The organism is Lysinibacillus sp. NPDC056185, assembly GCF_047737915.1.
Lineage (GTDB): Bacteria > Bacillota > Bacilli > Bacillales_A > Planococcaceae > Lysinibacillus.
This window is the reverse complement of the sequence record NZ_JBLLLQ010000001.1, coordinates 339215-363660: the sequence shown is the minus strand read 5'-3', so window position 1 is coordinate 363660 and position 24446 is coordinate 339215. Positions and strand designations below refer to the sequence as shown.

At 37.1% G+C, this 24446-nt stretch carries 22 protein-coding genes, 2 pseudogenes and 2 riboswitches; of the genes and pseudogenes, 18 read left to right on the top strand and 6 right to left on the bottom strand.

Annotation, left to right across the window (positions count from 1 at the left end):
• The first annotated feature begins 9 nt into the window (after positions 1-9).
• From ACMZ42_RS01815 to ACMZ42_RS01790, 6 genes are all read left to right on the top strand, one after another.
• Complete coding sequence (locus ACMZ42_RS01815; protein ID WP_402868835.1) at positions 10-1254, top strand: Zn-dependent hydrolase; 1245 nt, start codon at positions 10-12, stop codon at positions 1252-1254.
• 66 nt (positions 1255-1320) lie between these two features.
• Entirely contained in the window at positions 1321-2724 is a 1404-nt protein-coding gene (gene hydA / locus ACMZ42_RS01810; protein WP_415730352.1) for a dihydropyrimidinase, read from the top strand.
• 334 nt (positions 2725-3058) lie between these two features.
• Positions 3059-4435, top strand: a complete 1377-nt coding sequence (locus ACMZ42_RS01805) for an NAD(P)-dependent oxidoreductase (protein ID WP_415730351.1) — start codon at positions 3059-3061, stop codon at positions 4433-4435.
• Positions 4436-4615: 180 nt separating this feature from the next.
• Entirely contained in the window at positions 4616-5878 is a 1263-nt protein-coding gene (gene preA, locus ACMZ42_RS01800; RefSeq protein WP_370082721.1) for an NAD-dependent dihydropyrimidine dehydrogenase subunit PreA, read from the top strand.
• Between the two features lie 197 nt (positions 5879-6075).
• Positions 6076-7596, top strand: coding sequence for an NCS1 family transporter (locus ACMZ42_RS01795; RefSeq protein WP_415730350.1), 1521 nt, complete (start codon positions 6076-6078; stop codon positions 7594-7596).
• 149 nt (positions 7597-7745) lie between these two features.
• Entirely contained in the window at positions 7746-7955 is a 210-nt protein-coding gene (locus ACMZ42_RS01790; protein WP_049666712.1) for a hypothetical protein, read from the top strand.
• 69 nt (positions 7956-8024) lie between these two features.
• Here the strand turns inward: ACMZ42_RS01790 and ACMZ42_RS01785 are convergent, their stop codons facing one another.
• Complete coding sequence (locus ACMZ42_RS01785) at positions 8025-8168, bottom strand: hypothetical protein (RefSeq protein WP_415730349.1); 144 nt, start codon at positions 8166-8168, stop codon at positions 8025-8027.
• A gap of 190 nt (positions 8169-8358) precedes the next feature.
• On the opposite strand from ACMZ42_RS01785, the gene ACMZ42_RS01780 reads away from it, so the two are divergent.
• Positions 8359-9723 carry an amino acid permease gene (locus ACMZ42_RS01780; protein ID WP_415730348.1) on the top strand — a complete coding sequence of 455 codons (1365 nt, stop codon included), beginning with the start codon at positions 8359-8361 and terminating at the stop codon, positions 9721-9723.
• A 26-nt stretch (positions 9724-9749) separates the two neighbouring features.
• Here the strand turns inward: ACMZ42_RS01780 and ACMZ42_RS01775 are convergent, their stop codons facing one another.
• Together ACMZ42_RS01775 and pgeF are read right to left on the bottom strand one after the other, a co-directional pair.
• Entirely contained in the window at positions 9750-9974 is a 225-nt protein-coding gene (locus ACMZ42_RS01775; protein WP_415730347.1) for a hypothetical protein, read from the bottom strand.
• 152 nt (positions 9975-10126) lie between these two features.
• Complete coding sequence (gene pgeF / locus ACMZ42_RS01770) at positions 10127-10891, bottom strand: peptidoglycan editing factor PgeF (protein ID WP_415730346.1); 765 nt, start codon at positions 10889-10891, stop codon at positions 10127-10129.
• Positions 10892-11060: 169 nt separating this feature from the next.
• Between pgeF and ACMZ42_RS01765 the strand changes: the two genes are divergently transcribed.
• Together ACMZ42_RS01765 and ACMZ42_RS01760 are read left to right on the top strand one after the other, a co-directional pair.
• Positions 11061-11684, top strand: a complete 624-nt coding sequence (locus ACMZ42_RS01765) for a hypothetical protein (RefSeq protein ID WP_415730345.1) — start codon at positions 11061-11063, stop codon at positions 11682-11684.
• Between the two features lie 180 nt (positions 11685-11864).
• A complete protein-coding gene (locus tag ACMZ42_RS01760) occupies positions 11865-12857 on the top strand; it encodes a VanW family protein (protein ID WP_370082731.1) in 993 nt (330 codons plus the stop codon).
• Positions 12858-13264: 407 nt separating this feature from the next.
• Here the strand turns inward: ACMZ42_RS01760 and ACMZ42_RS01755 are convergent, their stop codons facing one another.
• The 3 genes from ACMZ42_RS01755 to ACMZ42_RS01745 all read right to left on the bottom strand — a co-directional run bounded on the left by ACMZ42_RS01755 (position 13265) and on the right by ACMZ42_RS01745 (position 16098).
• The gene (locus tag ACMZ42_RS01755; protein ID WP_415730344.1) at positions 13265-13882 is read right to left on the bottom strand and encodes an HAD hydrolase-like protein; all 618 of its coding nucleotides are present in this window, start codon (positions 13880-13882) and stop codon (positions 13265-13267) included.
• A gap of 318 nt (positions 13883-14200) precedes the next feature.
• Positions 14201-14980, bottom strand: coding sequence for a YibE/F family protein (locus ACMZ42_RS01750; protein WP_415730343.1), 780 nt, complete (start codon positions 14978-14980; stop codon positions 14201-14203).
• Positions 14980-16098: a YibE/F family protein gene (locus tag ACMZ42_RS01745; protein ID WP_415730342.1), complete on the bottom strand. Its 1119-nt coding sequence runs from the start codon at positions 16096-16098 to the stop codon at positions 14980-14982. Before ACMZ42_RS01745 ends, ACMZ42_RS01750 begins: the two co-directional genes overlap by 1 nt.
• A 386-nt stretch (positions 16099-16484) precedes the next feature.
• Between ACMZ42_RS01745 and ACMZ42_RS01740 the strand changes: the two genes are divergently transcribed.
• From ACMZ42_RS01740 to ACMZ42_RS01700, 9 genes and pseudogenes are all read left to right on the top strand, one after another.
• On the top strand, positions 16485-16616 hold the full coding sequence (locus ACMZ42_RS01740; protein ID WP_370082739.1) for an SDR family NAD(P)-dependent oxidoreductase: 132 nt from the start codon (positions 16485-16487) through the stop codon (positions 16614-16616).
• A 12-nt stretch (positions 16617-16628) separates the two neighbouring features.
• A pseudogene (locus ACMZ42_RS01735) lies at positions 16629-16790 on the top strand (short chain dehydrogenase); the annotation flags it as partial.
• A gap of 228 nt (positions 16791-17018) precedes the next feature.
• Positions 17019-17144, top strand: a riboswitch (FMN riboswitch).
• 125 nt (positions 17145-17269) lie between these two features.
• Positions 17270-17395: riboswitch (FMN riboswitch) on the top strand.
• 141 nt (positions 17396-17536) lie between these two features.
• A complete protein-coding gene (gene ribE, locus ACMZ42_RS01730) occupies positions 17537-18172 on the top strand; it encodes a riboflavin synthase (RefSeq protein ID WP_415730341.1) in 636 nt (211 codons plus the stop codon).
• A 212-nt stretch (positions 18173-18384) separates the two neighbouring features.
• Positions 18385-18975, top strand: a pseudogene (ribB, locus tag ACMZ42_RS01725) (3,4-dihydroxy-2-butanone-4-phosphate synthase); the annotation flags it as partial.
• 361 nt (positions 18976-19336) lie between these two features.
• On the top strand, positions 19337-19804 hold the full coding sequence (ribE, locus tag ACMZ42_RS01720; RefSeq protein WP_370082743.1) for a 6,7-dimethyl-8-ribityllumazine synthase: 468 nt from the start codon (positions 19337-19339) through the stop codon (positions 19802-19804).
• Between the two features lie 170 nt (positions 19805-19974).
• Positions 19975-21435, top strand: coding sequence for a spore germination protein (locus ACMZ42_RS01715; RefSeq protein WP_370082745.1), 1461 nt, complete (start codon positions 19975-19977; stop codon positions 21433-21435).
• A 123-nt stretch (positions 21436-21558) separates the two neighbouring features.
• On the top strand, positions 21559-21861 hold the full coding sequence (locus tag ACMZ42_RS01710; RefSeq protein ID WP_415730340.1) for a hypothetical protein: 303 nt from the start codon (positions 21559-21561) through the stop codon (positions 21859-21861).
• A 6-nt stretch (positions 21862-21867) separates the two neighbouring features.
• The gene (locus ACMZ42_RS01705) at positions 21868-22593 is read left to right on the top strand and encodes a C45 family autoproteolytic acyltransferase/hydolase (protein WP_415730432.1); all 726 of its coding nucleotides are present in this window, start codon (positions 21868-21870) and stop codon (positions 22591-22593) included.
• A 507-nt stretch (positions 22594-23100) separates the two neighbouring features.
• Positions 23101-24405, top strand: coding sequence for a GHKL domain-containing protein (locus tag ACMZ42_RS01700; protein WP_415730339.1), 1305 nt, complete (start codon positions 23101-23103; stop codon positions 24403-24405).
• Positions 24406-24446: the final 41 nt, after the last annotated feature.

The following is a 24446-nucleotide window of genomic DNA, read 5'->3' as shown; positions in this document are numbered from 1 at the left end:
GACTTGCATATGTATAAGTGTAATAGTAGACGATTGCAAGAGTTAATTGAACAATTTAGTCAATTTGGAGCTACTGAAAATGGTGGCGTAACTCGTTTGTCTCTTTCGAATGAGGATGTATTAGCAAGAAACTATTTTTGTGAGTGTTGTGATGAATTAGGGATGGATATCAAAATCGATGATATGGGTAATATTTATGCCATTTTACCTGGGAAAAAGGATGTTCCTCCAATTGTTATGGGGTCGCATTTAGATTCCGTTGAAAAGGGTGGGAAATTTGATGGTGTATTAGGCGTTTTAACGGCTATTGAGGCTATTAGAACGTTAAAAGAAAACGAGATTGAGCTAGATATCCCGATAATGATCGTGAATTTCACGAATGAAGAAGGTGCTCGTTTTGATCCAGCGATGATGAGCTCTGGGGTTATTTCAGCGAAATTTGATAAAGAAAAAATGCTGCAATCTATCGATAAAAATGGCACTAGTTTCAAAGAAGCACTGCAAGCAAGTGGCTTTGAAGGAGATCAAGAAAATCGTTTAAAGGAAGCACTTGCTTATATCGAATTGCATATCGAACAAGGACCTGTTCTAGAGGCGAAGCAGTTGGAAATTGGCGTTGTTGAAGGTGTATTAGGTATGGTGTGTTATGAAATTACGGTTGCAGGGCAGTCCAATCATGCTGGAACGACACCGATGACAATGCGTCAAGATCCGATGATCGTAACTTCAAAAATCATTACGTATTTACATGAAGAGCTCGGAAAAATTGATGAACAGCTAGTGTTTACCTTTGGTCGAATGAATGTTTCTCCAAATATTCATACTGTGATACCGAACAATGTGACATTTACGATAGATTCACGTCATCAAAAACCAGAGATCATGCAAAAAGTAGAGGACATACTGAATAATCTTCCTACAGAGGATATGGGCTGTAGCATTAAGCCAGTTAAGCTATGGGGTAGAGATACAGTCTATTTTGAACCTCATATTTGTAATGAAGTGGAAAGGGCTTGTCAGAGCTTCGGTTATACTGCTCATCGAATGTTTAGCGGGGCAGGACATGATGCGCAATATATCGCAAGCATTGTCCCATCAGCAATGATTTTCGTACCAAGTATTAATGGTAAGAGTCATTGCGAGGAAGAGGAAACAACATTTGAGGATTGTGCGAAAGGAGCAGATGTATTACTTGAAACAGTGTTGACGCTACAAACAAAGTTTAGTGTGGGGGAGACTTACACGTTACATTAAAGTTGGTTTTCCAAACATTGTCATGATTGAGCATTCTCCATTATTTTACGAAGGGTGAGGGGCAGAATGAAGAAAATTATTAAAGGTGGACGAGTGGCGACAGCTGCAGATGTTTTTGAGGCAGATATTTTAATTGAAAACGGAAAAATTGTTCAAATTGGCAAAAATCTATCCGACATTGGGGCAGAAGTTATTGATGCTACAGGTAAATATGTGATGCCAGGAGGAATTGATCCTCACACACATTTAGATATGCCATTTAACAATACTGTGACTGATGATGATTGGAAATCTGGTACCATTGCAGCAGCTTTCGGTGGAACAACTACTATTTTGGACTTCTGCTTAACGGCTGGCGAGGATAAACTTTCAGCTGCAGTTGAAAAGTGGCATGACAAGGCGAAGGGGAAATCAGCCATCGACTATGGATTCCACTTAATGATTGGTGATTTAACCCCTGAAACAGAAGTCGAATTGCCGCAGATCTTAGAGCAAGAGGGTATTACTTCTGTCAAGGTATTTATGGCGTATGCGAAAGAATTTCAAGCCTCAGATCGCACCCTTTTTAAGGCTTTTAAAATAGCGAAAGACCTCGGTGCTGTTGTTATGGTGCACTGTGAAAATGGTTCTGTTATTGATGAGCTTGTAGAAGAGGCGCGACGTGCAGGTCATAAGGAGCCGATTTATCATGCGCTTACTCGTCCAGCTGAATTAGAGGGCGAAGCGACAAAACGTGCAATTGAGTTAGCCCATATTGCTGGCGCTACCCTTTATGTTGTACATGTAACTTGTAAAGAGGCAGTAGATGAGATTATTGCTGCGCGTGAAAAAGGCTATGACGTTTATGGTGAAACATGTCCACCATATTTAACTTTGGATCAATCTGCTTTAGCACAGCCAGGTTTTGAGGGTGCAAAATATGTTTGGTCCCCACCACTTCGACCAAAATATCATCAGGCTCATTTATGGAATGCTCTAAAAGCAAAACAACTACAAACAATTGGCTCTGACCAATGCTCGTTTAGTTTTAAGGGTAAAAAGCAGTTAGGAATAAATGATTTTTCTAAAATTCCTAACGGTGGGCCTTTTATTGAAGATCGCTTTAGTATTTTATATTCAGAAGGCGTAGCAAAAGGAAAAATTTCTATCAATGAGTTTGTCGATATGATTTCCACAAGTGCAGCAAAAGTATTTGGTTTATTCCCACAAAAAGGAACAATTGCAATCGGTTCTGATGCCGATATCGTCATTTTTGATCCTGAGGTAAAACGAGAAATTTCGGCAAAAACACATCATATGAACGTGGATTATAACCCATATGAGGGATGGGAAGTAACAGGTGAACCAGTAAGCGTATTAGTACGTGGAGAATATGTCATTAAAAATAAAGAATTTGTTGGTGTACTAGGTAGCGGACAATATATAAAACGTGCATTAAAAACAACGGCTACAGAAGCACTAAACATTTAGCATGATCCCGCATTAACGGGCAGTAATACTCCCACCACAAAATTTTTGCAAAAGCTGAGAAGTTAGGTGGGAGATAAAAAGCCCGATTCGTTCAACTAATAATCAGTGGGGGATGAAGAGACCCCCACTGATTAAAGTTTCACTTTATGACCGATTGCTTTGGATGGAGAACAGAGCAATCGGTCTCGTAATATCTTCATTTAGCTACAGAAGACTATCTACCTCTATAGGTGGTGAGATGAATGTTGAATGTGGCTTTTTTCAATGGTCCAAGCATCAATTACGCCTAGGTGTAATAAGAAGGAAAAAATGAACACATGAGGGGGATGTGGAAATGGCTCCGAATCAAGAAAATGCAATGTCCCAACAGTTAAACCGTAATTTTATGGAATTGACTAGCAGGATGACAAAGAATGAAGCAATAGAGGAATCTAATCGTTGTCTTTATTGCTATGATGCACCGTGCATTAAAGCCTGTCCAACGAGTATTCAAATCCCAAATTTCATAAAAAAAATTGCTTCTGGTAATATGAAGGGCTCTGCTACGACTATATTAGAAGCAAATCCAATTGGTGCAAGCTGTGCAAGGGTTTGTCCAACGGAGGAACTATGTGAAGGGGCGTGTGTGTTAAATTCCTCAACAAAGCCAATTAAAATCGGAGAGCTACAGCGCTTTGCAACAGATTGGGCAATGGCAACGAACGCTCAGCTATTTAAGCAAGGGCAAAACAATGGACATAAGGTAGCGATTATTGGTGCAGGTCCTGCTGGTTTATCGGCTGCTCGTGAACTAAGTCGATTTGGTTATCAGGTCACTATTTATGAAGCTGAATCGAAAGCTGGTGGCCTAGGAAGCTATGGTATTGTGTCGTTCCGTTTACCAAATGAAGTCGTTGATTGGGAAATTGAACAAATCGAAAAGCTTGGTGTGGAGATTAAAACAAACACAACTGTCGGTGTAGATATTTCTGCTGAAGAAATTTTGGAGCAATATGACAGTGTTATTTTAGCAGTTGGTATGGGAGCAGTGCCGAATCTGGGCATTGAAGGAGAAGATTTGGATGGAGTGCATGATGCAATAGAGTTTGTCAGAGAGACAAAAATGGGACCGCTTACAAAAGATATTGTTGGGAAACCAGTGGCTGTCATCGGTGCGGGAAATACCGCGATTGACGGTGCTACATGTGCAGTGCGTTTAGGTGCTGATAATGTTCAAATTCTTTATAGAAGAACACAAAAAGAAATGACTGCTTACAAATTTGAATATGAATTTGCCAAGCAAGATGGTGTGGAGTTTAAGTGGTTAACAGCACCGAAAAAAATTATTGGTAATGAGTCAGGTGAGGTCGTAGGTATCGAATGTACGAAAATGAAGCTCGGTGAAGCGGGTGCTGATGGTCGTCAAAGACCTGAGGAGATTAAGGGGTCCAATTTTATTATTGAAGTGGATGCTGTTATTAAGGCAATCGGGCAAACACGTTTTGTATCATTGATTGAAGCTTTTGGCTTACAGCATACAAATGGTGTTGTCGATATTGATGAAACGACAATGCAAACTTCGAATGACAAAGTATTTGCGTGTGGAGATGTCGTCTTCGGAAATGGCCAGGGCGAGGCGATGGTTGTAACCGCTGTACAGCAAGGAAAAGACGCAGCATACAAGATCCATGAACGTTTAACTTCTTTCAGCGGAAGTCTCCCTCCTCTATAGGTGGTGAGATGAATGCAGATTTAAGCTACTTTTCAACAGGCTGAAAGAAGTTAAAGCCTCCGGCGGATGTCACGGAATCGGAAAGGAGTTCTTTGTGCTAGCACAAAGCCGATTCCAGACACAATTATGCCGAGGCATAATTGATAAAACCAAGTGAGATTGCATAAGGGAGGAACTAATATGGCAGACTTACGCATCGACTTAGCGGGCATCAAATCGCCGAATCCATTTTGGCTTGCGTCAGCACCACCAACGAATTCAGGCTATCAAGTACAACGCGCATTTGAAGCGGGGTGGGGTGGAGCTGTATGGAAAACATTGGGGGATCCGATTTTAAATGTTTCTTCACGCTTTGCAGCTGTTAGCTTTAACGGACAAAGAGTAGCAGGCTTCAATAATATTGAACTGATTACGGATCGACCGTTAGAGGTGAATTTACAAGAAATTTACGAAACGAAAAAAAGGTTTCCACATCATGCAATCATCGCTTCTTTAATGGTGGAGCCAAAGCAAGAAAAGTGGCATGAGATTGTTAAACGAGTTGAAGATGTAGGGGTTGATGGTCTTGAGCTTAACTTTGGTTGTCCACATGGGATGGCGGAACGAGGAATGGGGTCTGCCTCTGGTCAAGTACCTGAGCTGGTGGAAAAGCAAACGTACTGGGTGAAAGAGGCTGCGAAAACTCCAGTAATTGTGAAGTTAACACCGAACATTACCGACATTACGGTAACGGCAGAAGCGGCTACAAGAGGTGGAGCGGATGCCATTAGTATGATTAATACAATTAACAGCTTGGCTGGTGTTGACTTAGATACATGGAATACAGTGCCTCATGTAGCGGGAAAGGGTGCACATGGTGGCTATTGTGGTCCTGCCGTTAAACCAATTGCGCTCAATATGGTTGCAGAGTGTGCTCGTAATCCATTAATCAATGTTCCTATTTCGGGCATTGGTGGTATTTCCAACTGGCAAGATGCTGCTGAGTTTATATTAATGGGAGCTACAGGCGTGCAAGTTTGTACAGCAGCAATGCATCATGGCTTTAGTATTGTTGAGGATATGATTGATGGACTCAATAACTATTTAGACGATAAAGGCATTGCCTCTGTCATGGATTTAGTAGGTCGCTCAGTTTCTAGATATTCCAATTGGGGTGACCTGGACTTAAATTATAAAATCGTGGCTGAAATTAATAATGATGTTTGCATTAACTGTAACAAGTGCCATATTGCATGTGAGGATACATCGCATCAATGTATCGACTTATATTCAGAAGATGGCCGCCCAATGCTGAAAGTGCGGGAAGAGGATTGTGTAGGCTGTAATTTATGCTCAATTGTTTGTCCTGTAGATGATGCTATTACAATGGTTGAACGCAAATCTACAGTTCCACCAATGACTTGGAATGAACGTCAATCTTTAATTAGCAGTCTATCTAAGTAAAAAGTCTAAAATCAATTTCACCTTGGCTTAATTGCGTTTGTATGCTTAATCTTCATTCGTCTCACTACCTTCTGAGGTGGGAGTATTTTGTCGAAGGAAGATAAACTGAAATTCCACCTTCCTTCAGCATTTTCGTTGGAGGAAGGAATAACCTCATGTAAGTTGTCACGGAAATTTGATAAAAAAGGAGAGATTATATGGAACGTGATGGGAATTATTTAAAATCCCCAGATTTACTTCCAGTGACACATCAACAAAGAAATATCGGAACATTTGGTTTTGCAGTAATTTGGATAGGGATGGCAATTGTATTAGCGGCTTTTGCAATTGGTGGCACAGCAATCATAAGCTTACCATTGCCAATGGTGATTTTAGCAACATTGATTGGCTCTTGTCTAATTGGTGTATTTATGACGTTAATTGGAGATATCGGCATTGAACATGGCTTATCATTTCCAGTATATATGCGTGCTCCATTCGGTACATTTGGCACACATATTCCGTCACTTGTCCGAGGTGTAACGGCTGCCTGTTGGTTCGGTCTGAATACTTATTTTGGAGCATTAGCGATAAACGGCATTTTAAATTTACTTTTTAGTTTTGATAATTGGTTTGTCTGTTTCATTGTCTTTGCAGCACTTCAGTTATTTAATACATCACTAGGTATTAAATCTATTGAACGCTTTGCAGATTTAGCAGCACCAGTTATCATTTTAATTTCCTGCTGGATGTATTATACACTGGCAGATCATGCAGTAGCTCAAGGGAAAAATATTTGGACGTGGGTGGAAGCGCCAACAACAGGATTCTCAGCCTTCACTGCATTTATGGTAGTGATTATGGCGAATATGGGATTTTGGTCGACGCTAGCAGCCGATATGCCTTCACTTTCACGCTTCTTTAAAGCACCGAAAAATGAACGTAATTGGTTCAAACGCAATAAAACACAGCTAGTTGGCTCATTAATCGTCATGCCGATTACAAATACTTTCATAGTAACAATTGGTGCCGTGTGCTATATGGCTGTTGCTTCTGCTGATCCAATCAATGCACTACAGCAAAGCGCAAGTGGCTTTATTTTAGGAATATTACTGTTAATGATTGTATTAGCACAATGGTCGACTAACACCTCTGCAAATGTTATCCCAGCTGCAACGATCTTCTCGAATATCGGTGGGCCAAAAGTGCCGTTTTGGGTGGGGGTTGTTATTGCAGGAATCATTGGTATTCTAGCACAACCATGGAGTTTATTTGATGTGTTAGTCAATGCACTTTTAATTATCGGGGGAATTTTAACAGCAATCGTTGGTATTCTATTTGCCGATTATTATTTAATCCGTAAACGTCGCGTGCATGTAAAAGCACTTTATGACTTAGAGGGTCAGTTTAAATATTTGAAGGGCTTTAACATAGCTGGTTTAATCGCTTGGGTTATCGGTGGTGCAGTGGCAAATATATTCTCCACTTATTCTTCATTAGTAGGGTTCTTTGGAGGGGCACTTGTATATTATGTATTAGCGAAGTATTGGTGGTTCAAAAAATACCCTCAAGCTGAGCTAAAAGATCCAAGTGATGCAAAATATTTAGGGATTACAGCTGGTCACAATTTGGATGAACTATTTGGACAGCAACAAGCGCCTGCTCCAACCGTTGTTCCAAATGAGGATGGTGTCGTTGAACAACCAGATCCGGTGTTAGATATAAAAGGTGCTGAATAAAGTGAAACGTGGGGTTCCTCTTCATCACCCACTGATTTTGTACCTGACGCTTCGCTTTCGGCAAAGACAAATTACGGCCGTTAAAGCGGGATGAATTAAACACCAAACGTATTTTTAAGAGGTTGATAACGGAAAGGTGGAGTGATAGCATGTCAGAACATCAACAAAGCACAGAAGAAATAAAAAAAGTGGATCATTATTTAGATAGTGGCTTTAAAATCAAATATGTTTATGAAAATCTAAGTGGAATGTTTGTAGAATTTGCGCGTCAAGAAGAGGTTGTTCTGCTGCAAATTCTAACAGCGGATGCACGCAAATATTTCTCTGCAAAGCTCCAAGAACAGACGTTATTACAGTAATAAAGTAGACTCTATTCCATTCATTGTTACATGATGGAATAGAGTTTTTTTACGTAATAAAATAGGCTTTTACTCTAAGTTGATCCGTTTACGGCAAAAGCAAGATAAAATTGTTGCTACAACAGCTAATCCAATTGTAATAACAGCCAAAGTGATGGATAGAACATTCAAAGTCGTGGATAGAACCGCCGAAATCGTGGATAGAACATTCAAAGTCGTGGATAGAACCCCCGAAACAGTGGATAGAACATCCAAAGTGACGGATAGAACACAATGCTCAGAATCCTTGTTGTATTGCTATAATTGTGTTTTTCCTAAAAATACAATTGTGTTTTTTAACGGAATTTATTATTATTATAAGATAATTCATCGTAGAAAGAACTTTAGAAAGAGGCGTTATTTAGTGGCAAATAAAGAATTAAAAAGGGGATTAGATGCTCGCCATATCCAAATGATTGCTCTTGGTGGAACTATTGGCGTGGGCCTGTTTATGGGTTCTGCTAGTGCCATTCAATGGACAGGGCCTTCCGTGCTCCTTGCATATGCTATAGCAGGTATTTTTATTTTTTTCATTATGCGAGCAATGGGAGAAATGCTTTATATGGAGCCAAGTACAGGTTCCTTTGCAACGTTTGGCTATAAATATATACACCCATTAGCCGGTTATTTAACGGCATGGAGTAACTGGTTTCAGTGGATCATTGTTGGGATGTCAGAGATTATAGCAGTAGGAACATATATGCAGTACTGGTATCCTGATTTACCAGCATGGATTCCAGGTTTAATTGCAATGGTGATTTTAGGCGTTGCCAACTTCATTTCTGTTAAAACGTTTGGAGAATTTGAGTTTTGGTTTGCCATGATTAAAATTGTGACGATTGTTTTAATGATTGTTGCGGGCTTTGGTCTTATTTTCTTTGGTATTGGTAACGAAGGTGTGGCAATCGGATTATCGAACCTATGGAATCATGGAGGCTTCTTTACAGGTGGCTGGACAGGCTTCTTCTTTGCGTTATCATTAGTAGTTGCAGCCTATCAAGGCGTTGAGCTTATTGGGATTACGGCAGGAGAAGCGAAAAATCCTCAAAAAACGATTACGAATGCGATTCAAAGTATTATTTGGCGTATTTTAATATTTTATATCGGTGCAATCTTTGTCATCGTAACAGTTTATCCGTGGGATGAATTAGGTACGATTGGTAGCCCATTTGTTGCAACTTTTGCAAAGGTTGGAATTACCGCTGCGGCAGGAATTATTAATTTTGTTGTCATTACAGCAGCAATGTCAGGCTGTAATAGTGGCATTTATAGTGCGGGACGTATGCTGTATACGCTTGCCATGAATGGACAGGCACCTAAATTTTTTGCAAAGCTTTCTAGTAATGGTGTTCCTATTTTCGGCACAGTAGGCGTGTTAGTTGGTTTGGTCATCGGTGTTGTTCTAAGCTACATAGCGCCAAAAAATTTATTTGTATATGTATACAGTGCAAGTGTATTACCGGGGATGATTCCTTGGTTTGTTATTTTAATAAGTCAAATACGATTTAGAAAAATAAAAGGTGAAAAACTGTCAAAGCACCCGTTCAAAATGCCCTTTGCACCATTTACAAACTATATAACAATTGCCTTTTTAGTAATGGTGCTAATTGGTATGTGGTTTAATGATGATACTAGAGTTTCTCTTATTGTGGGAATTATTTTCTTAGCTCTTGTTATCATTAGCTATTATGTTTTTAGAATTGGAAAAGAACGACCAGTTAATAAATAATGAAATGTTGAAAGGGTGTATTTCATTTATGAGATACATCCTTTTTGCTTTTGTGATAAAGATATTGTCATTTTTGCAAAACGAGGGGTGATTTCCGTTCTGACTGAGCGTTTTGTTGCTGCCGCTTCGCTTTCGCACAGATAAAACATTTGTTGCTGCCGCTTCGCTTTCGCGCAGAGCAGAGCTTCCTTGGGGTGTCTGATGAGCTGCTTTTGTTGTTGACGCTTCGCTCTCGCACAGAAAAAATCCACTGCCAGCCTTCACTCCAATCAACCACTTAGCATGTATCCTCAGGCATATCACTCTAATTTATTGTGATAAAATGAAACGACTTTTCTTAACTATTTTGGTTTTCAATACTACAAAAGGGACACTCCATTAATAATTGGATTGTCCCTTTAAACTACTGTTCTTTTCGCATAATAAAGCTTAAATGTCTGCCAGCCTGTTTATCTTGACGGTAAGAAAAACCATCTGGGCTAAGGAATGTGCACGTTGAATCAATCGAAATCTGCTTAGAAGGGATACCTGCAAGCTCACATTGCTTTTTCACAGTTTGTTGATTATCGATATGATATTTATTTGTTTGTGCATTGTAATACATAAAATCCTCAGCATAGCCTAGGTTGTGAAATTTTTCATAGACATCTGTATCCACCTCAAATTTCTCCTGACTAAGTGCCATACCGATTTGTACGTGAAAATCTTGTGGATTACATTGTTCATGCTCTATCAAATGTTCGAGAAGCCTTGGTGTGACTTCCTTAACTGTGCCTTGCCAGCCTGAATGTACTACGCCAATAAGACCATTAACTTCATTATAAAAAATGACAGGTACGCAATCTGCTGTAAAACTACATAAAAGTAAATTTGGCTCTAATGTATAAAGTGCATCGGTATTACTAATGGCAGTGTCCATTTGCTCTGCACCGCGTCCTTTATCAGAAATCGTGACTTTATGGAAATTGGCACTATGTGTTTGTTGAGTGCAAATAAAATTATTCAAGTTACAATGCAATGTAGTTGCCAATTTTTCTCGGTTTTCTAGCACATCAGCTTCATTCACACATGTATGTAGTGCCATATTGTTTTGTTCTAGCTCGATGTCATCCTTTAAGGTAGTGCCTGCGATAAATTGGTCGTTATCAAAATAAATTTTATTTTTCATATCATCACCTCGTCTTACTATATATGATTGCTTAATGAATGTATAGGCGCTTACTCTTAAGATTTTTAAGAGGCCTTGAGTATTTTCTACAATTCTTTTGACATAAAGAATTGATTTCTTCACATATAGTAATCGAAGAATGATAATTAGAGGGAAGGAGTTTGTAGATTTGACTCAAGAAAAATTCATACTGATTTCCCAATTCGGCATGTGGCTATTTTGGATTATTACATATATATTAATCATCAAACAAGGAATAAAGGATAAGAGATATGGGATGCCCATGGCCGCAATTTGTGCCAATATTTCATGGGAATTTATTTTTTCATTTATGTATCCGCTAAATGACTTGCAAAGGATCCTTACTTTCCTGTGGTTTCTTTTGGATATCTTCATTTTGATGCAATTTTTACTTTATGGTTATAAGGAGTATAAAAAAATTATTCCGAGAAAGGTATTTTATACATCTTTTTTCATAACACTCGTAGTAAGCTTTCTCACGATTTTAGCGATGATGCATGAATTCAAAGATACGGCAGGCATATATGCCGCGTTTTTCCAAAATCTGATGATGTCAGGGCTTTTTATCGCCTTATTCATTCAAAGAGGGAACTTAAGTGGACAATCAATGGGCATAGCCATTTGTAAAATGATTGGAACTGTGTTAGCAGCAGTTTGCTTCTATTTGTATTTTAGAACACCATTGATTACTATCATTTCGCTTGCAATTTTTATTTATGATTGGATTTATATAGTATTGATCTTTAGGTTTAAAGTGAAATATGCAAAATGAAAAAATTGATAAAGGGATGTACCGTGCCCTGCATCTATAAAAAATAGCACTCTACAATGTCACTCAACTTTGTAGAGTGTTTTCATTTTATAAACAAATAAAAATAATGAAATGAAACACACTATCAGCAATACACGAATAAGATGTCTCTGTAGTATGAAGATAGGGAAGGTGTTTTATTTGAAAAAGAAGTGGATAACCACACTATGTATTATTTGTACGATTGGGCTAATTGGCTGTCAGGGGAAATCTGCGGATGAAAAAAAACAAGAACAACAAGTTCAAGAGTCAGAGCATAAAGCTGATGATGTAAAAAAGCCTGTTACCTTTGAACAACAACAAGCAGAGCCAGTCGTTGTTGAAATTGTAGATCCTTCTACACAAGCCATCGTACAAACCATTTCACCGCAAGAAATGGACTATGAACGTGATAGACTATCGTATACAAAACAAATTGAGCAATTAGCAAAAGGTTTAGCGAGAGGGAATGAAAATACAACCGGCTATGATAAGCGTATGATACTTGATAAGCTGGACGATCAAGGAAAAGTAATTAAAGGTAGTCCTTTAACTGTTTTAAAAGAAAGTGAATTAGTAGAGAGAATATTAGAAGCATCAGCAACTGGTGGTACAGTGGAGATGCCTCTATCTGTTACAGAAAGCGGCTATAATTTTGAAGATATTCCATATTTAGAAGACGTGGTTGTGGCATCCTATACAACTTACTTCAATACGCATGATGTAGGAAGAAATAAAAATATTGAACTTTCTGCGAAGGCAATTAATAATGTTATCGTTGGAAGTGGAGATTCTTTCTCCTTTAATACAGTCGTTGGACCTAGGGACGAAGTAAATGGTTATCAGCCTGCACCAGAAATCATCAACAAAAAGGTTGTGATGGGCATTGGGGGAGGTATCTGTCAAACGTCCTCAACCTTATTTAATGCGGTTGATCAAATACCAGTAAAATTTGTTGAACGTCATCACCATTCTTTAGATGTCGGGTACGTTCCAAAAGGAAGAGACGCTACAGTTTCCTATGGTGGCTTAGATTTCAGATTCCAAAATACAACTAACGTACCTTTTTTAATTAAAGCTAGCTATAGTAAAAATTCTCTTACAGTTGAGTTAAGAACAGCGGAAAAATATGTAGAAATCTTGAAAAAGCAATAGTATTGCTCTTTACAAAACGAGGAGTTGATTTCCGTTCCGACTGGGCGCTTGGTTGCTGTCGCTTCGCTTTCGCTACAGAGCAAAGCTTCCTGGGGGCGTCCGATGAGCCGCTTAGGGCAACAGCAGGATGTTAGTCACGAAGGCGTTATCACAGGATGTGATGGTATTAGCCTTCGTTCCTCTATTGCTAATCCCCAAGGAGTCGCCCAGTCTCCACTCCAATCAACCACTTCGCTTAATATGTATCTTCAATCTGTTCCTCTAATAAAATGAAGCTGCAGCAATGTTTTTTATATGCGAAAGCGGAGCGACAGTGGTATATCTGAACACCCTAAATCATTCCCACAATAATTTTTTCAACAAGAAGAGGATCACAGCAATTAAAAAATTGCTATGATCCTCTTAGCTTATATGATATTTAAAATTTCTTGTGGTGTAGCTACTTTGTACTCGGGATCCTCTTGTTGTACAACTTCAATAGCGTCATATCCCCAACTAACCCAAATAATAGGCACGCCCACTTTTTTGCAGGCTACAATATCTCTTTGTTCATCACCAATGTATATAACTTCTGAAGGTGTAATGCCTGAGTCCTTTAAAAAACTTTTTATCACTTTATCCTTTCCAAAAATACGGTTTGAAGAAAGAACATTTGACACACAATGAATACCGTTCATTTTTAGAAATTCTAAAATGTTCTCCTGTGAATTGGAGGAAATAATAAGGATTTTATAGCCTCTTTGATCAATTTCCGTAAGGACTTCTTTAATACCATCATAAAGGTGAACATCATTTAATGACTGGCGATACAGGCGATAAAACTGTGGTAAAATCATGGGCAATTTATACATAGGGAAGTCGAATAATTTACTTCGTTCCGCTATAGATAGTTTTTTTAATGATTCGATTTCCTTTAACTCTATTCCTTTAAATTTATACTTTTGCGCAATCGTATTCCAAGCTGATGTAAACACTGCTGTTGAATCAGCCAGTGTTCCATCAAAATCAAAGATAATATATTTCATGACAAACTTTCTCCTTTAATCATCTAATTGTAAAGACGTCTTTTTCTTGAAAATGTTACTGCCTATTTTAAAATAATGACATGATTATACAGAATATGTAACAGCATATTATAAATGACCCCAGATGAATAATTTTTTTTCGAATGGGTAAATATTTTTTCAGGGTAAAGGGGCTTATGGCATCTTCTTTGGTAAAAATTGTACCGAAAAATGTGTCGAAATCAATAATGAAATTATCTATACAGTTTTTATGTAGTTGAATGGACAAAAAAAGTACCTGTCATCCGTTAGTATTGAGCTGGATGACAGGTACGACTATTATGAAGCATCTTGTGATGTTGTATCTCGTTTTTTTGTTAAATAATATGCATTTACCGAGGAAGTGATAGGAATGATAAGTGCGATTCCAATACCTGCGCAAAATATCATAATAAGTTCAGTGGCAAATACTTTAGAATTAATGATTTCACCAATTGAATAAGATAAATCTTTGAACCAAATGAGCAAGCTTAAATATCCACCAAAGAAAGCGAAAAATAATGTATTTGTATCTGTACCTAAAATGTCCCTTCCAATGCTTAAACCTGATGTAAATAATTTTTTTCTGCTAATTAACGGATTATGATGAAGAATCTCATGCATGGAAGTAGCAATGGAAATGGCAACATCCAAAATTGCTCCAATCGTACTCATAATAATAACGGAAGCTCCAATTTGCACAAAATTGACGCCAATATAAAGAGAAAATATGCTAATTTCTTCAGCGGATTCTTCCCCGAATCCTCGGATCATTGAATTCTCCGTTACAAAAACAATGAATAGTAATAAAATTACAATCGTAATCATTGTAGAAATGAATGCAGTTACCGTTTTACTACTCATTTCATTAATAAAAAATAAGCTAATCCAGCTAATGATGGTACAGGCAATGAGCGTTAATATAATTGGACTATTTTTCTGACTGGTCATTAAAAAGATAGTGATAAAGAGTACTCCAAAGTTTAAAAATAAAGATAGAAAAGATCGTACTCCTTTTTTTCCACCAATAACAATCATCAATATGAATAAAATGGCAGTTAACCATACTAATACATTCATTATTTTGCCCTCTTTCGATTAATGAAAAAAATAGAAGTGTATAAACTGATCGGAATCGTTAAGACAACACCTATTCCACCTGCTAGGGCCCTAGCTAATTCTAATGAAAGATTCATGGAAAGTGTTTGCCCTAATGGATAAGAGTTTTTCAAATATAAAATCAACATAGGGATTGAGCCACAAATATAAACAAAAAACAAAATACTTGTAATCGTTCCCATAATGTCTTTCCCGATGTCCATCCCTGAGGTTTTCAGTGCTTGGTCAGATATTTCTTCGTTTTGCTCAAATAAAGCGAACATTGAAGAAGCCATTGTGATGGAGACATCCATTACAGCTCCTAGTGCTCCAATAAATAAGCCAGCCATAAAAATCACTCGATATGGTCGCGTTAAAAATTGCATTTCTTCATATCGAAGCCCATTCTCGGATGTAATCCACAAAACTAAAGCACTAATCAATATAGAAATAAATGTTCCTATAAGTGTTGCCACTATCGCTGCATATGTTTTTTCATTCAAGCCGTTAATGAGAATTAAAGAAATGACCGTAAATAAAAGAACACATACCCCGCTAATAAATATCAAATTTATATTAGAATTTATATATAAATCCAAAGCGTATGATAATACAAGCGAATTTACAATTAAACTGATGATTGAAAATAATCCTTGTCTTTTACCGACAATTAGCAAAGCAAAAATAAAAATCCACGCCACTATCAAGACAAACTGATCACGTTTCACGTCTAAAATAGCCCCAGTTAAATCTCCATTTTTGTCTGTATTTACTTTAATGGAAACAAATAATTTATTCCCAACATGGTACTCTTGATCAAAAGCCCCAGATGCTGAATACTCATTTGTAAAATGAATAAGCTTACCTTTTTTTTCACCATTTTTTAATACAGCTGTAATTTGCTGAGTATATAAATGATCTTCATTTTCATACATATCTGTTACAGGGTTTGATTCTTTTAATTCCGTTTTTATAACTTCCGCAATTGGACGATCATAAAATGCTTCGTTGTGATAAACGAAAAAAACAGAAGCGATAAAGCAAATTGCGATAAAGGTATAAAATATAAATTTAGATTTTTTTTTCAAGATGTTTTGCAATAAAAAGCCTCCAATGTGAGAAAGGAATCTGATTGTACTTATGCGTTCATTGTTAAAATGGCACGAAAATGACTCACAATATCACTAATTTTTTAATGTCAAGCAGATTTAAAAAATGCCATTATAAAGTAACGTGCTAATTGAATAGAGGTTCCTTAATTATATAGTAGATTTTAGCTTACTTAGTTAGTTTTAGCATAATTAAATTATTGTTATTCATTATGTAAGTGTTTATTAATTTTTTGCTTATGACAAATGGGATGGTACAACATAGCATGTGAAGGAAGCGAAAAAATATAGGAGAAATCGCCATTATTCAGGACGCGATAGTTGAATTGATACTGGCCAGGTTAGGCAGTATTTAATCAAAAGAGGAATGGTTTGGCATGAAATGTGCTATTCCAGTAATGGAAAAGCAGGGTAAAGGATCGATTTTTAATACTGCTTCATCGGCAGGTATTCGTCCAGAACACAGTATCGCTGTATATTGCGCAAGTAAACATGCGGTAATCGGTTAAACGAAAGGCGCCACGATCGAGTATGCAAATAAAGGTATTCGTATTAATGCTGTGTGTCCAGGCGGCATCGTTACACCATTATTTCAAAGTGTTGGTGAAACACTTGAAAAAACAGGGTACGTACCAGAAGAAATGTCACGTGTATGTATGGGACGCCATGGTGAACCAGAATAAGTTGCAGAAGCGGTCCTATTCTTAGCATCAGATAAAGCAAGCTTCATGGCTGGTGCTGTTGTCTCTGTTGATGGTAGTTTGACTGTATAAATTTATTGTTTTTGTAGCAATTTACAAACGCAACGATAGGCAAACTTGCGAATGTGAAATGAATTATAGAAAAAATTTATAAAGAATTATCTGGATAATAAAATAAATTAGTGTTATCGTAAGAACTAGCTAAATAAAAATATCCTTCAGGGTAGGGTGAAATTCCCAATCGGCGGTGATGAAGAAATTCAAAGTCCGTGAGCGCAAGCTGATTTGGTGCAAATCCAAAACCGACAGTTATAGTCTGGATGGGAGAAGGGTAAAAGTGTGAGCTTTTTAAATTCGCTTGAGTTTATAAGGTGTATTTGAGTATGCTTTTATTTTAACTACTTCCCATTTTATAGTTGGGAAGTAGTTTTTGTTTTATTTGGCTAAAAAATTGAATAGCAGTAGTTCTTCGGGGTAGGGTGAAATTCCCAATCGGCGGTGATGAAGAAATTCAAAGTCCGTGAGCGCAAGCTGATTTGGTGCAAATCCAAAACCGACAGTGACAGTCTGGATGGGAGAAGAACGATGAGATGACAGCCTATGGAAAAAATATTATATCCATGAGGTTTATTTGTTGACGTCTTATGTATATGAACTCCCAAACCCCTTTATTCTAAGGGGTTTTTTGTTTGAGCGGAAATTATTAAATGAATGAAAGCAGGTGAAAAATGTTTACAGGAATTGTTGAGGATATTGGCACCGTAAAAACCATGCAAAGCGATCGACAAAGTATGAAAATCACCGTTATTTCAAAGAAAATGGTAGAGGATGTAAAGCTAGGGGACAGTATAGCGGTCAATGGTGTTTGTTTAACAGTGATATATTTTAATGGACAAGAGCTAACGATGGATGTAATGCCTGAAACAGTGAGCGCAACAAATTTACAGCAGCTCGCAGTTGGAGATCCGGTAAATTTAGAACGCGCTATGTCAGCTAATGGACGTTTCGGTGGTCATTTTGTATCCGGACATGTTGACGGGGTAGGGAAAATAGTGCGCAAGCGGCCATTAGCAAATGCAGTCTATATTGATATTGAACTATCGAAGGAGTTAACGAGCTACTGTATTCCAAAGGGCTCCATCACAATTGACGGAACGAGTCTAACACTCTTTCAGGTCGAGAAAAACGGTGTCACAGTATCACTGATACCTCACACATACAAGGAAACAATTTTAGGTATGAAAAAAATTGGTGATCTCGTCAATATAGAAACCGATTTAGTTGGAAAATACATTTTGCATCAACTTAAGTATGGACAGGAACCAACCATTTCAAGAGACTTCTTAGCAAAAAACGGGTTTTAACTTCTTTCAGCGAAGCCAAAACATCTGTACCTGTCGCTACGCTTTCGGTACAAAAAACATCCGCTGAAATAGAGGAACTTAGTCTAAGAACGCCACGGTCTGTGGAAACGGCTGAGTGACCAACGTCATGCTTGCAGGCCTAAGCAATCCGGACGCAATTATGCCGAGGCATAATTGATCTAATAACACTTTAAGAACTGGAGGTGGCGATATTGCTACATTCAATTGAAGAAGCAATAGAGGATTTAAAACAAGGGAAGATGATTATCGTAGTAGATGATGAGGACCGAGAAAACGAAGGGGACTTACTCGCACTTGCGGAATTTATGACCCCAGAAACGATTAACTTTATGGCGACCTATGGAAGAGGTCTTATTTGTACGCCGATTTCACAGGAGCTTGCACAAAAATTAGCATTAAAGCCAATGGTTAGTATTAATACTGATAATCATCAAACGGCATTTACCGTTAGTATAGATCATGTAGACACAACAACTGGAATTAGCGCCTTTGAACGGGCAATGACTATACAAAAAATGCTAAAACCACAGGCAAAAGCTGCGGATTTTCGTAGACCGGGCCATGTATTCCCGTTAATTGCAAAGGACAATGGTGTATTAGAGCGTAGAGGACATACGGAAGCTACAATTGATTTGGCCAAGCTATGTCATAGTATTCCTGCGGGCATTATTTGTGAAATTATGGGGGACAATGGCAAAATGCTACGCTTTAATGACCTTGTTAAATATGCAGCGCAACATGATTTAAAAATGATTTCAATTGAAGCATTGGCCACTTATCGTCTTAAACAAATAATGGAAGAAAACACACAGACAATATAAAGGATCATCAACAAAAGTTTGGAATGACATTTGTTAAAACGTACTTTATGTATATAAGTTGATTGGAGTGGAGACTGGGCGACTCCTTGAGGATTAGCGGATAGAGGAACGAAGGCTAAAACCATCACGTCCTGTGATAACTCGTGATCAACATCGTGTTGGCCCGAGACCCTGGAGCGCAAGCGAAGGGGCTCATCGGACGCCCTCAGGAAGCTCTGCTCTGCGCGAAAGCGTAGCGACAGCAATAACAAAGCGCCCAGTCGGAACGGAAATCAACCCCACGTTATGATGATTAGACTAAATAATAGAGGAGAGATTCAAAATGGTTAAAACATTTGAAGCACAATTAATTGGTACGGATTTAAAAATAGCAGTAGTAGTTGGTCGTTTCAACGAATTTATTACAAGCAAATTATTAGACGGTGCATTAGATGGTTTAAAGCGTCATGGTGTGGATGAGAATTCTATCGATGTAGCATGGGTTCCTGGTGCATTTGAAGTGCCATTCATCGCGAAACAGTTAGCTGAAACAAAGAAATATGATGCAATTATTGGATTAGGTACAGTAATCCGTGGCTCAACAACACATTATGATTATGTATGTAATGAATCAGCAAAAGGAATTGCAAATGTGTCACTAACTACAAATGTACCTGTTATTTTTGGCATTGTAACTACAGAAAATATTGAACAAGCGATTGAGCGTGCAGGGACTAAATCAGGAAATAAAGGCTATGATGCAGCAATGTCCGCTATTGAAATGGCAAATTTAAAGAAGATGATTGGATAAATTTTTCCTAATAATAGTATGAAAATTTCGCAGATGAATTATTCTGAAAAAGTATTATAAACATTAAAGTTTTCTTGAATATTTTTTTAGACAATGGGGAAAATATCCGTAAGTGTATTTATGTTATTACTCATAAATGTACTAATTAGGGGCTGGCTCAGTAGGAGTTGATGGATATTTCTTCAATGGAACAAGAATTAAATTTGAAATCTTTGAAGTCACTATTTCAACGCTCTGCTGATGTGATATTCCAAGAGTATTCCTTTCAGCAACATAAAGTACATTTGATAAAATGTGAAGCGATGGTTGATGAGCGGTTACTGCAGACCGTTATTGTGCAACGAGTTCAATCATTATTTACTGCAACAACAGAGGAAATGTTAGAAGAACATATACAAAACAATTTACACGTTCCCCATCTTCAGAAAATAACAAGTAAAGATGAAGCTATTACAAGAGTTTATAAAGGACATGTTTTACTTTATTTTGAAGATATGAATTTGTTATATTCAAGCTATATCGCTAAAAAACCGAATCGAGAGCCTAAAGAAACAACCCTTGAATTAGTTGTCAAAGGTCCGAGAGATGATTTTATTGAGGATGTTTTTATCAATATTGCTTTATTACGAAAACGGATTCCTACTAATTCATTAAGTGTTGAGACATATGAACTTGGTAAACGATCCAAAACAACTGTAGCTGTACTTTATTTTGAAGATATCGTCAATCAAAAAATGCTTGAGCAAATAAAACTACAGCTGCAACGAATTGATACGGATGTTGTATTTAGTGGGGATTTATTGATGGAGAGAATTGAGCAAAGTGCAAAAATTCTACCTAGACACGATTATACTGGACGCCCTGATTTTGCTGTACAAGCTTTAAGTAGAGGACGCATTATCATTATAGTTGATGGAGTATCATATGCCATCATTACCCCGGCTAATTCAATGTTACTTTTTAAATCCGGTGAGGATAATGAGTATCCGATTATTGTAAGTTCTATGGAGCGTATACTACGAATAATAGCTATCTTAATAAGTATACTTTTACCAGGTTTTTGGCTTGCATTAACGACCCACCATCAAGAACAACTGCCATTCATCCTATTGGCAACTGTCGTTGAATCAAGAATGGGACTCCCATTTCCAACTACTCTTGAAATATTAATGATGCTTTTTATGTTCGAATTATTTCGAGAAGCAAATATTCATCTACCCAATGTTATCAGTGGTTCAATAAGTGTTGTCGGGGGATTAATTATTGGAGATGCAGCTATTAAATCGGGTGTTACGAGCGCTTCCATGATTGTAGTTATAGCTACTTCAAGTATTGCAGCCTATACACTTGTCAATCAGTCCATCGTAACAGCGATGAGCATTCTCAGGGTAATCATCATTTTAGCATCTGCCTTTTTAGGATTATTTGGATTCTTCATTTCGGTGTTTTTCATACTTCTTTATACCGCAAACTTACGAGTATTAGGTGTTCCGTACTTAAGTATGGGCGCAGATTTAGATTGGACGGACATTAAAAGATCTTTAGTTCGCTTATCTCCTGCAGGTTATCGTACGCGACCCAAATTCTTAAATGTACAGGATGAGACAAAGACATCGAGTAGGAAAAAATAAATATTTAGAATGTAGAGATCAGGCTTTTATAGGCCTGATCTTTTTATTTCTTGACCTTATATTTACTTGAAGCTTTAAGATGAATATAGAAAACCAATTACAGTAGGTAAGGAGAGAAAAGTAATGAGATCTTATGAAGAATTAATCGTAAAAGTTATAAATGTAAGGGGCAGTTACTATCAAATTGGGCTTCAGCAAAGTAAAGAACTACTGTCAACTTCTCATCCAATACAGAATGAATCTCTGAATTTTATAAATGTCCAAATGGCAAAACAACTACTACAATTTCATTCCCCTAGTCTTTTGCAAGAAATGGAAGGATTGGCCGTTGGATTAGCTCAAACGCTGGATTCTGTCATTGATATATATAGTGGCTATAATATTACCTTTCCTGAAATGGGCTGTACATCTTTTGTGCTAGATTGAAATTATATTAGAAACTATGATTTTAGTCCAACATTGTATGATGCAAGACTTGTATTTTCTAATCCAATGAATGGATATGCAAGTGTTGGATTTAGCCAACAAATTATCGGTAGACTTGATGGGATGAATGAATATGGGCTAGTTGTCGGTCTGCATTTTGTCAACAATGATTACCATGGTGAGGGCTTTATCGCTTCAACGATTGTCCGAATATTATTAGAGCAATGTAAAAATATTGAAGAAGCACTTAAATTAATTACAGAACTCCCACATGGTTATTGTTACAATTACTCAATGACAGATCAAAGCGGACAATCTATAGTAGTAGAAGCTTCTCCACATAAGCAGGAATTAAGATATGAAAATCCGTTAATTTGTACGAATCATTTTCAAACAACGAGTATGAAAGAGAAAAATAAGAAAAACATTCAAGGGTCCGTCAATCGAAAACATTTTATAAATAATTTAATAGAAAAGAATTTGACTACAATCGCTGCATACCGACATTTTAATAATGGAAATTCTCCGTTATTTTTCAAACACTATCAACAATACTTTGGCACATTACATACTGTAGTTTATTCGCCAAAGCTTCTAGAAGTTATCGTAGGAATAGGGGAGGACGCAGAACCGATAACAATTTCTTTTAAAGATTATTTGAACGAAGCTCTAACGCTTCCTAAAAAGTTAAAAGGTTGGATTGATTTAAACTACAAAGATGGAATGGAATAAGCAATATATAATAAGGAGGGGGCATGATAAAAATTCTTCTCCTTTTTAGTTTACTTTCTAGAGAAGGATTATTAAACTAATGGTTGCGACTGGAACGATGTTTCGCTCGAAAAATAAAAATTGTTTTAGCATTTTATCAGTTCCAGACAGACTTCTCCAACGTCAATAATGGGAAGGAGATAGCCCAAAAAAGTAAGTGGCGATAAATGTGGGTTGGTAATAGTCAAAACTCTCTTGGGATGATAAGATAAGAACGAATATTGTTATTTAGAGAGGCGAAGAATCCTGAATCGTATGCATTTACCCAAGCTGATTCCGGAAGTAATTATGCTGAGGCATAATTGAACAACCATAAAAAAGAAGATTACAATAATGGATTGAAATCATTTCCCCAGTGGAGAGTATGACATGATGTTAACTTCGGCAAAGATTTTCGTATTTGCGAAAGCCAAGCCCAACTAAATTAAGGCATTATTCATGTCTATAGATAAGGAAGTACCAGTTTGTATGAAAACACGAAAAATAAAACTAATTTTAATACTATCAACTCTCTTATTAGTACTGTTTACAAGTTTAAACATCTTTACATCTTATATAAAAATGAAAAAGACAGTAGAAGAATCAATAGCGAACCAAAGTCTGAAAGCGGCTATGTCTATCGCATCTACTATTGATGTAGAAGCGTACAAACAATTTTTAGATAACCCCGAGGAAAATGAGTATTATTGGCAAATAAGAAGCTACTTAAACGATGCAAGAGTAAAAATAGGTGCTTTATTTGTTTATACATTAGATATTGAAAATCCAAAGGTATCCAAAGCAATGATTATGGGTTTACCAAGTGAAGTTAAAGGCTTTTATATCGGAATGGACTGTACAGTACCCGAGACACAAGTGCAAAAAGCTTATAATGGAGAAACATTTATAACAGATGTAATACAAGATTCTATATATGGCTCCTACTTAACTGTTGGTGCACCGATTAAGGATGAAACAGGGGCGGTTATTGCATACATAGGAATTGATATTAGTGCAGACACATTAAATGACATTAAGGGAAAAGTGATCGAAGACAATCTTTTAGTCTTTATTTTTAATGGTGTACTTATTTTAATCGTGATTGGCTCAGTTTTCTTCTTACAGAGATGGTATCAAAAAGAAGTGGCGGAGGAAGTTGAAGCGACAGAAGATACATATCAAGCAGAAATTAAAACTTTAATCACTTCCGTGTCCTCTTTAAGACATGATTTCACAAATCACATACAAGTACTACATGGATTTCTGCAATTAGACAAACCTGATCAGGCCAAACAATATTTATATTCACTATCCAAAGAGGTTCAGGCTATTAAGTCACTCAAATTAAATATTGATCATCCTGGCTTGGCGATCTTATTACAAACGAAAAAACTAACTGCACAAAATCATAATATTGATATGGATTTTTCAGTATCACAGGATGCATTTAATAAAATTAAAACAACAGATTTAATCAAAATCTTGTCGAATTTAATTGATAATGCGATTGATGCGGCAAATGAATTATCGGATGAGCAACGTAAAATAACAATTTGCTGTAAAGCTGATGACAAGCAATATGAATTTAAGGTTACAAATACTGGACCAAATATTGTAGAAGCAGGGCAAATATTCAAGCAAGGATTTTCTACTAAAAAACCAGAAACTGGTAAAATAAGAGGCCAGGGCTTGTTTATTGTGAATGAAATTGTTAATAAGTACGACGGTCAAATTTCTATCGATTCATCAAAACATTTAGAGACAACAGCAATAGTAACCATTCCAATAAAGTAAATTTCCAAACTAAAAGTCAAGTGTTAAAGTAATGCAAATAA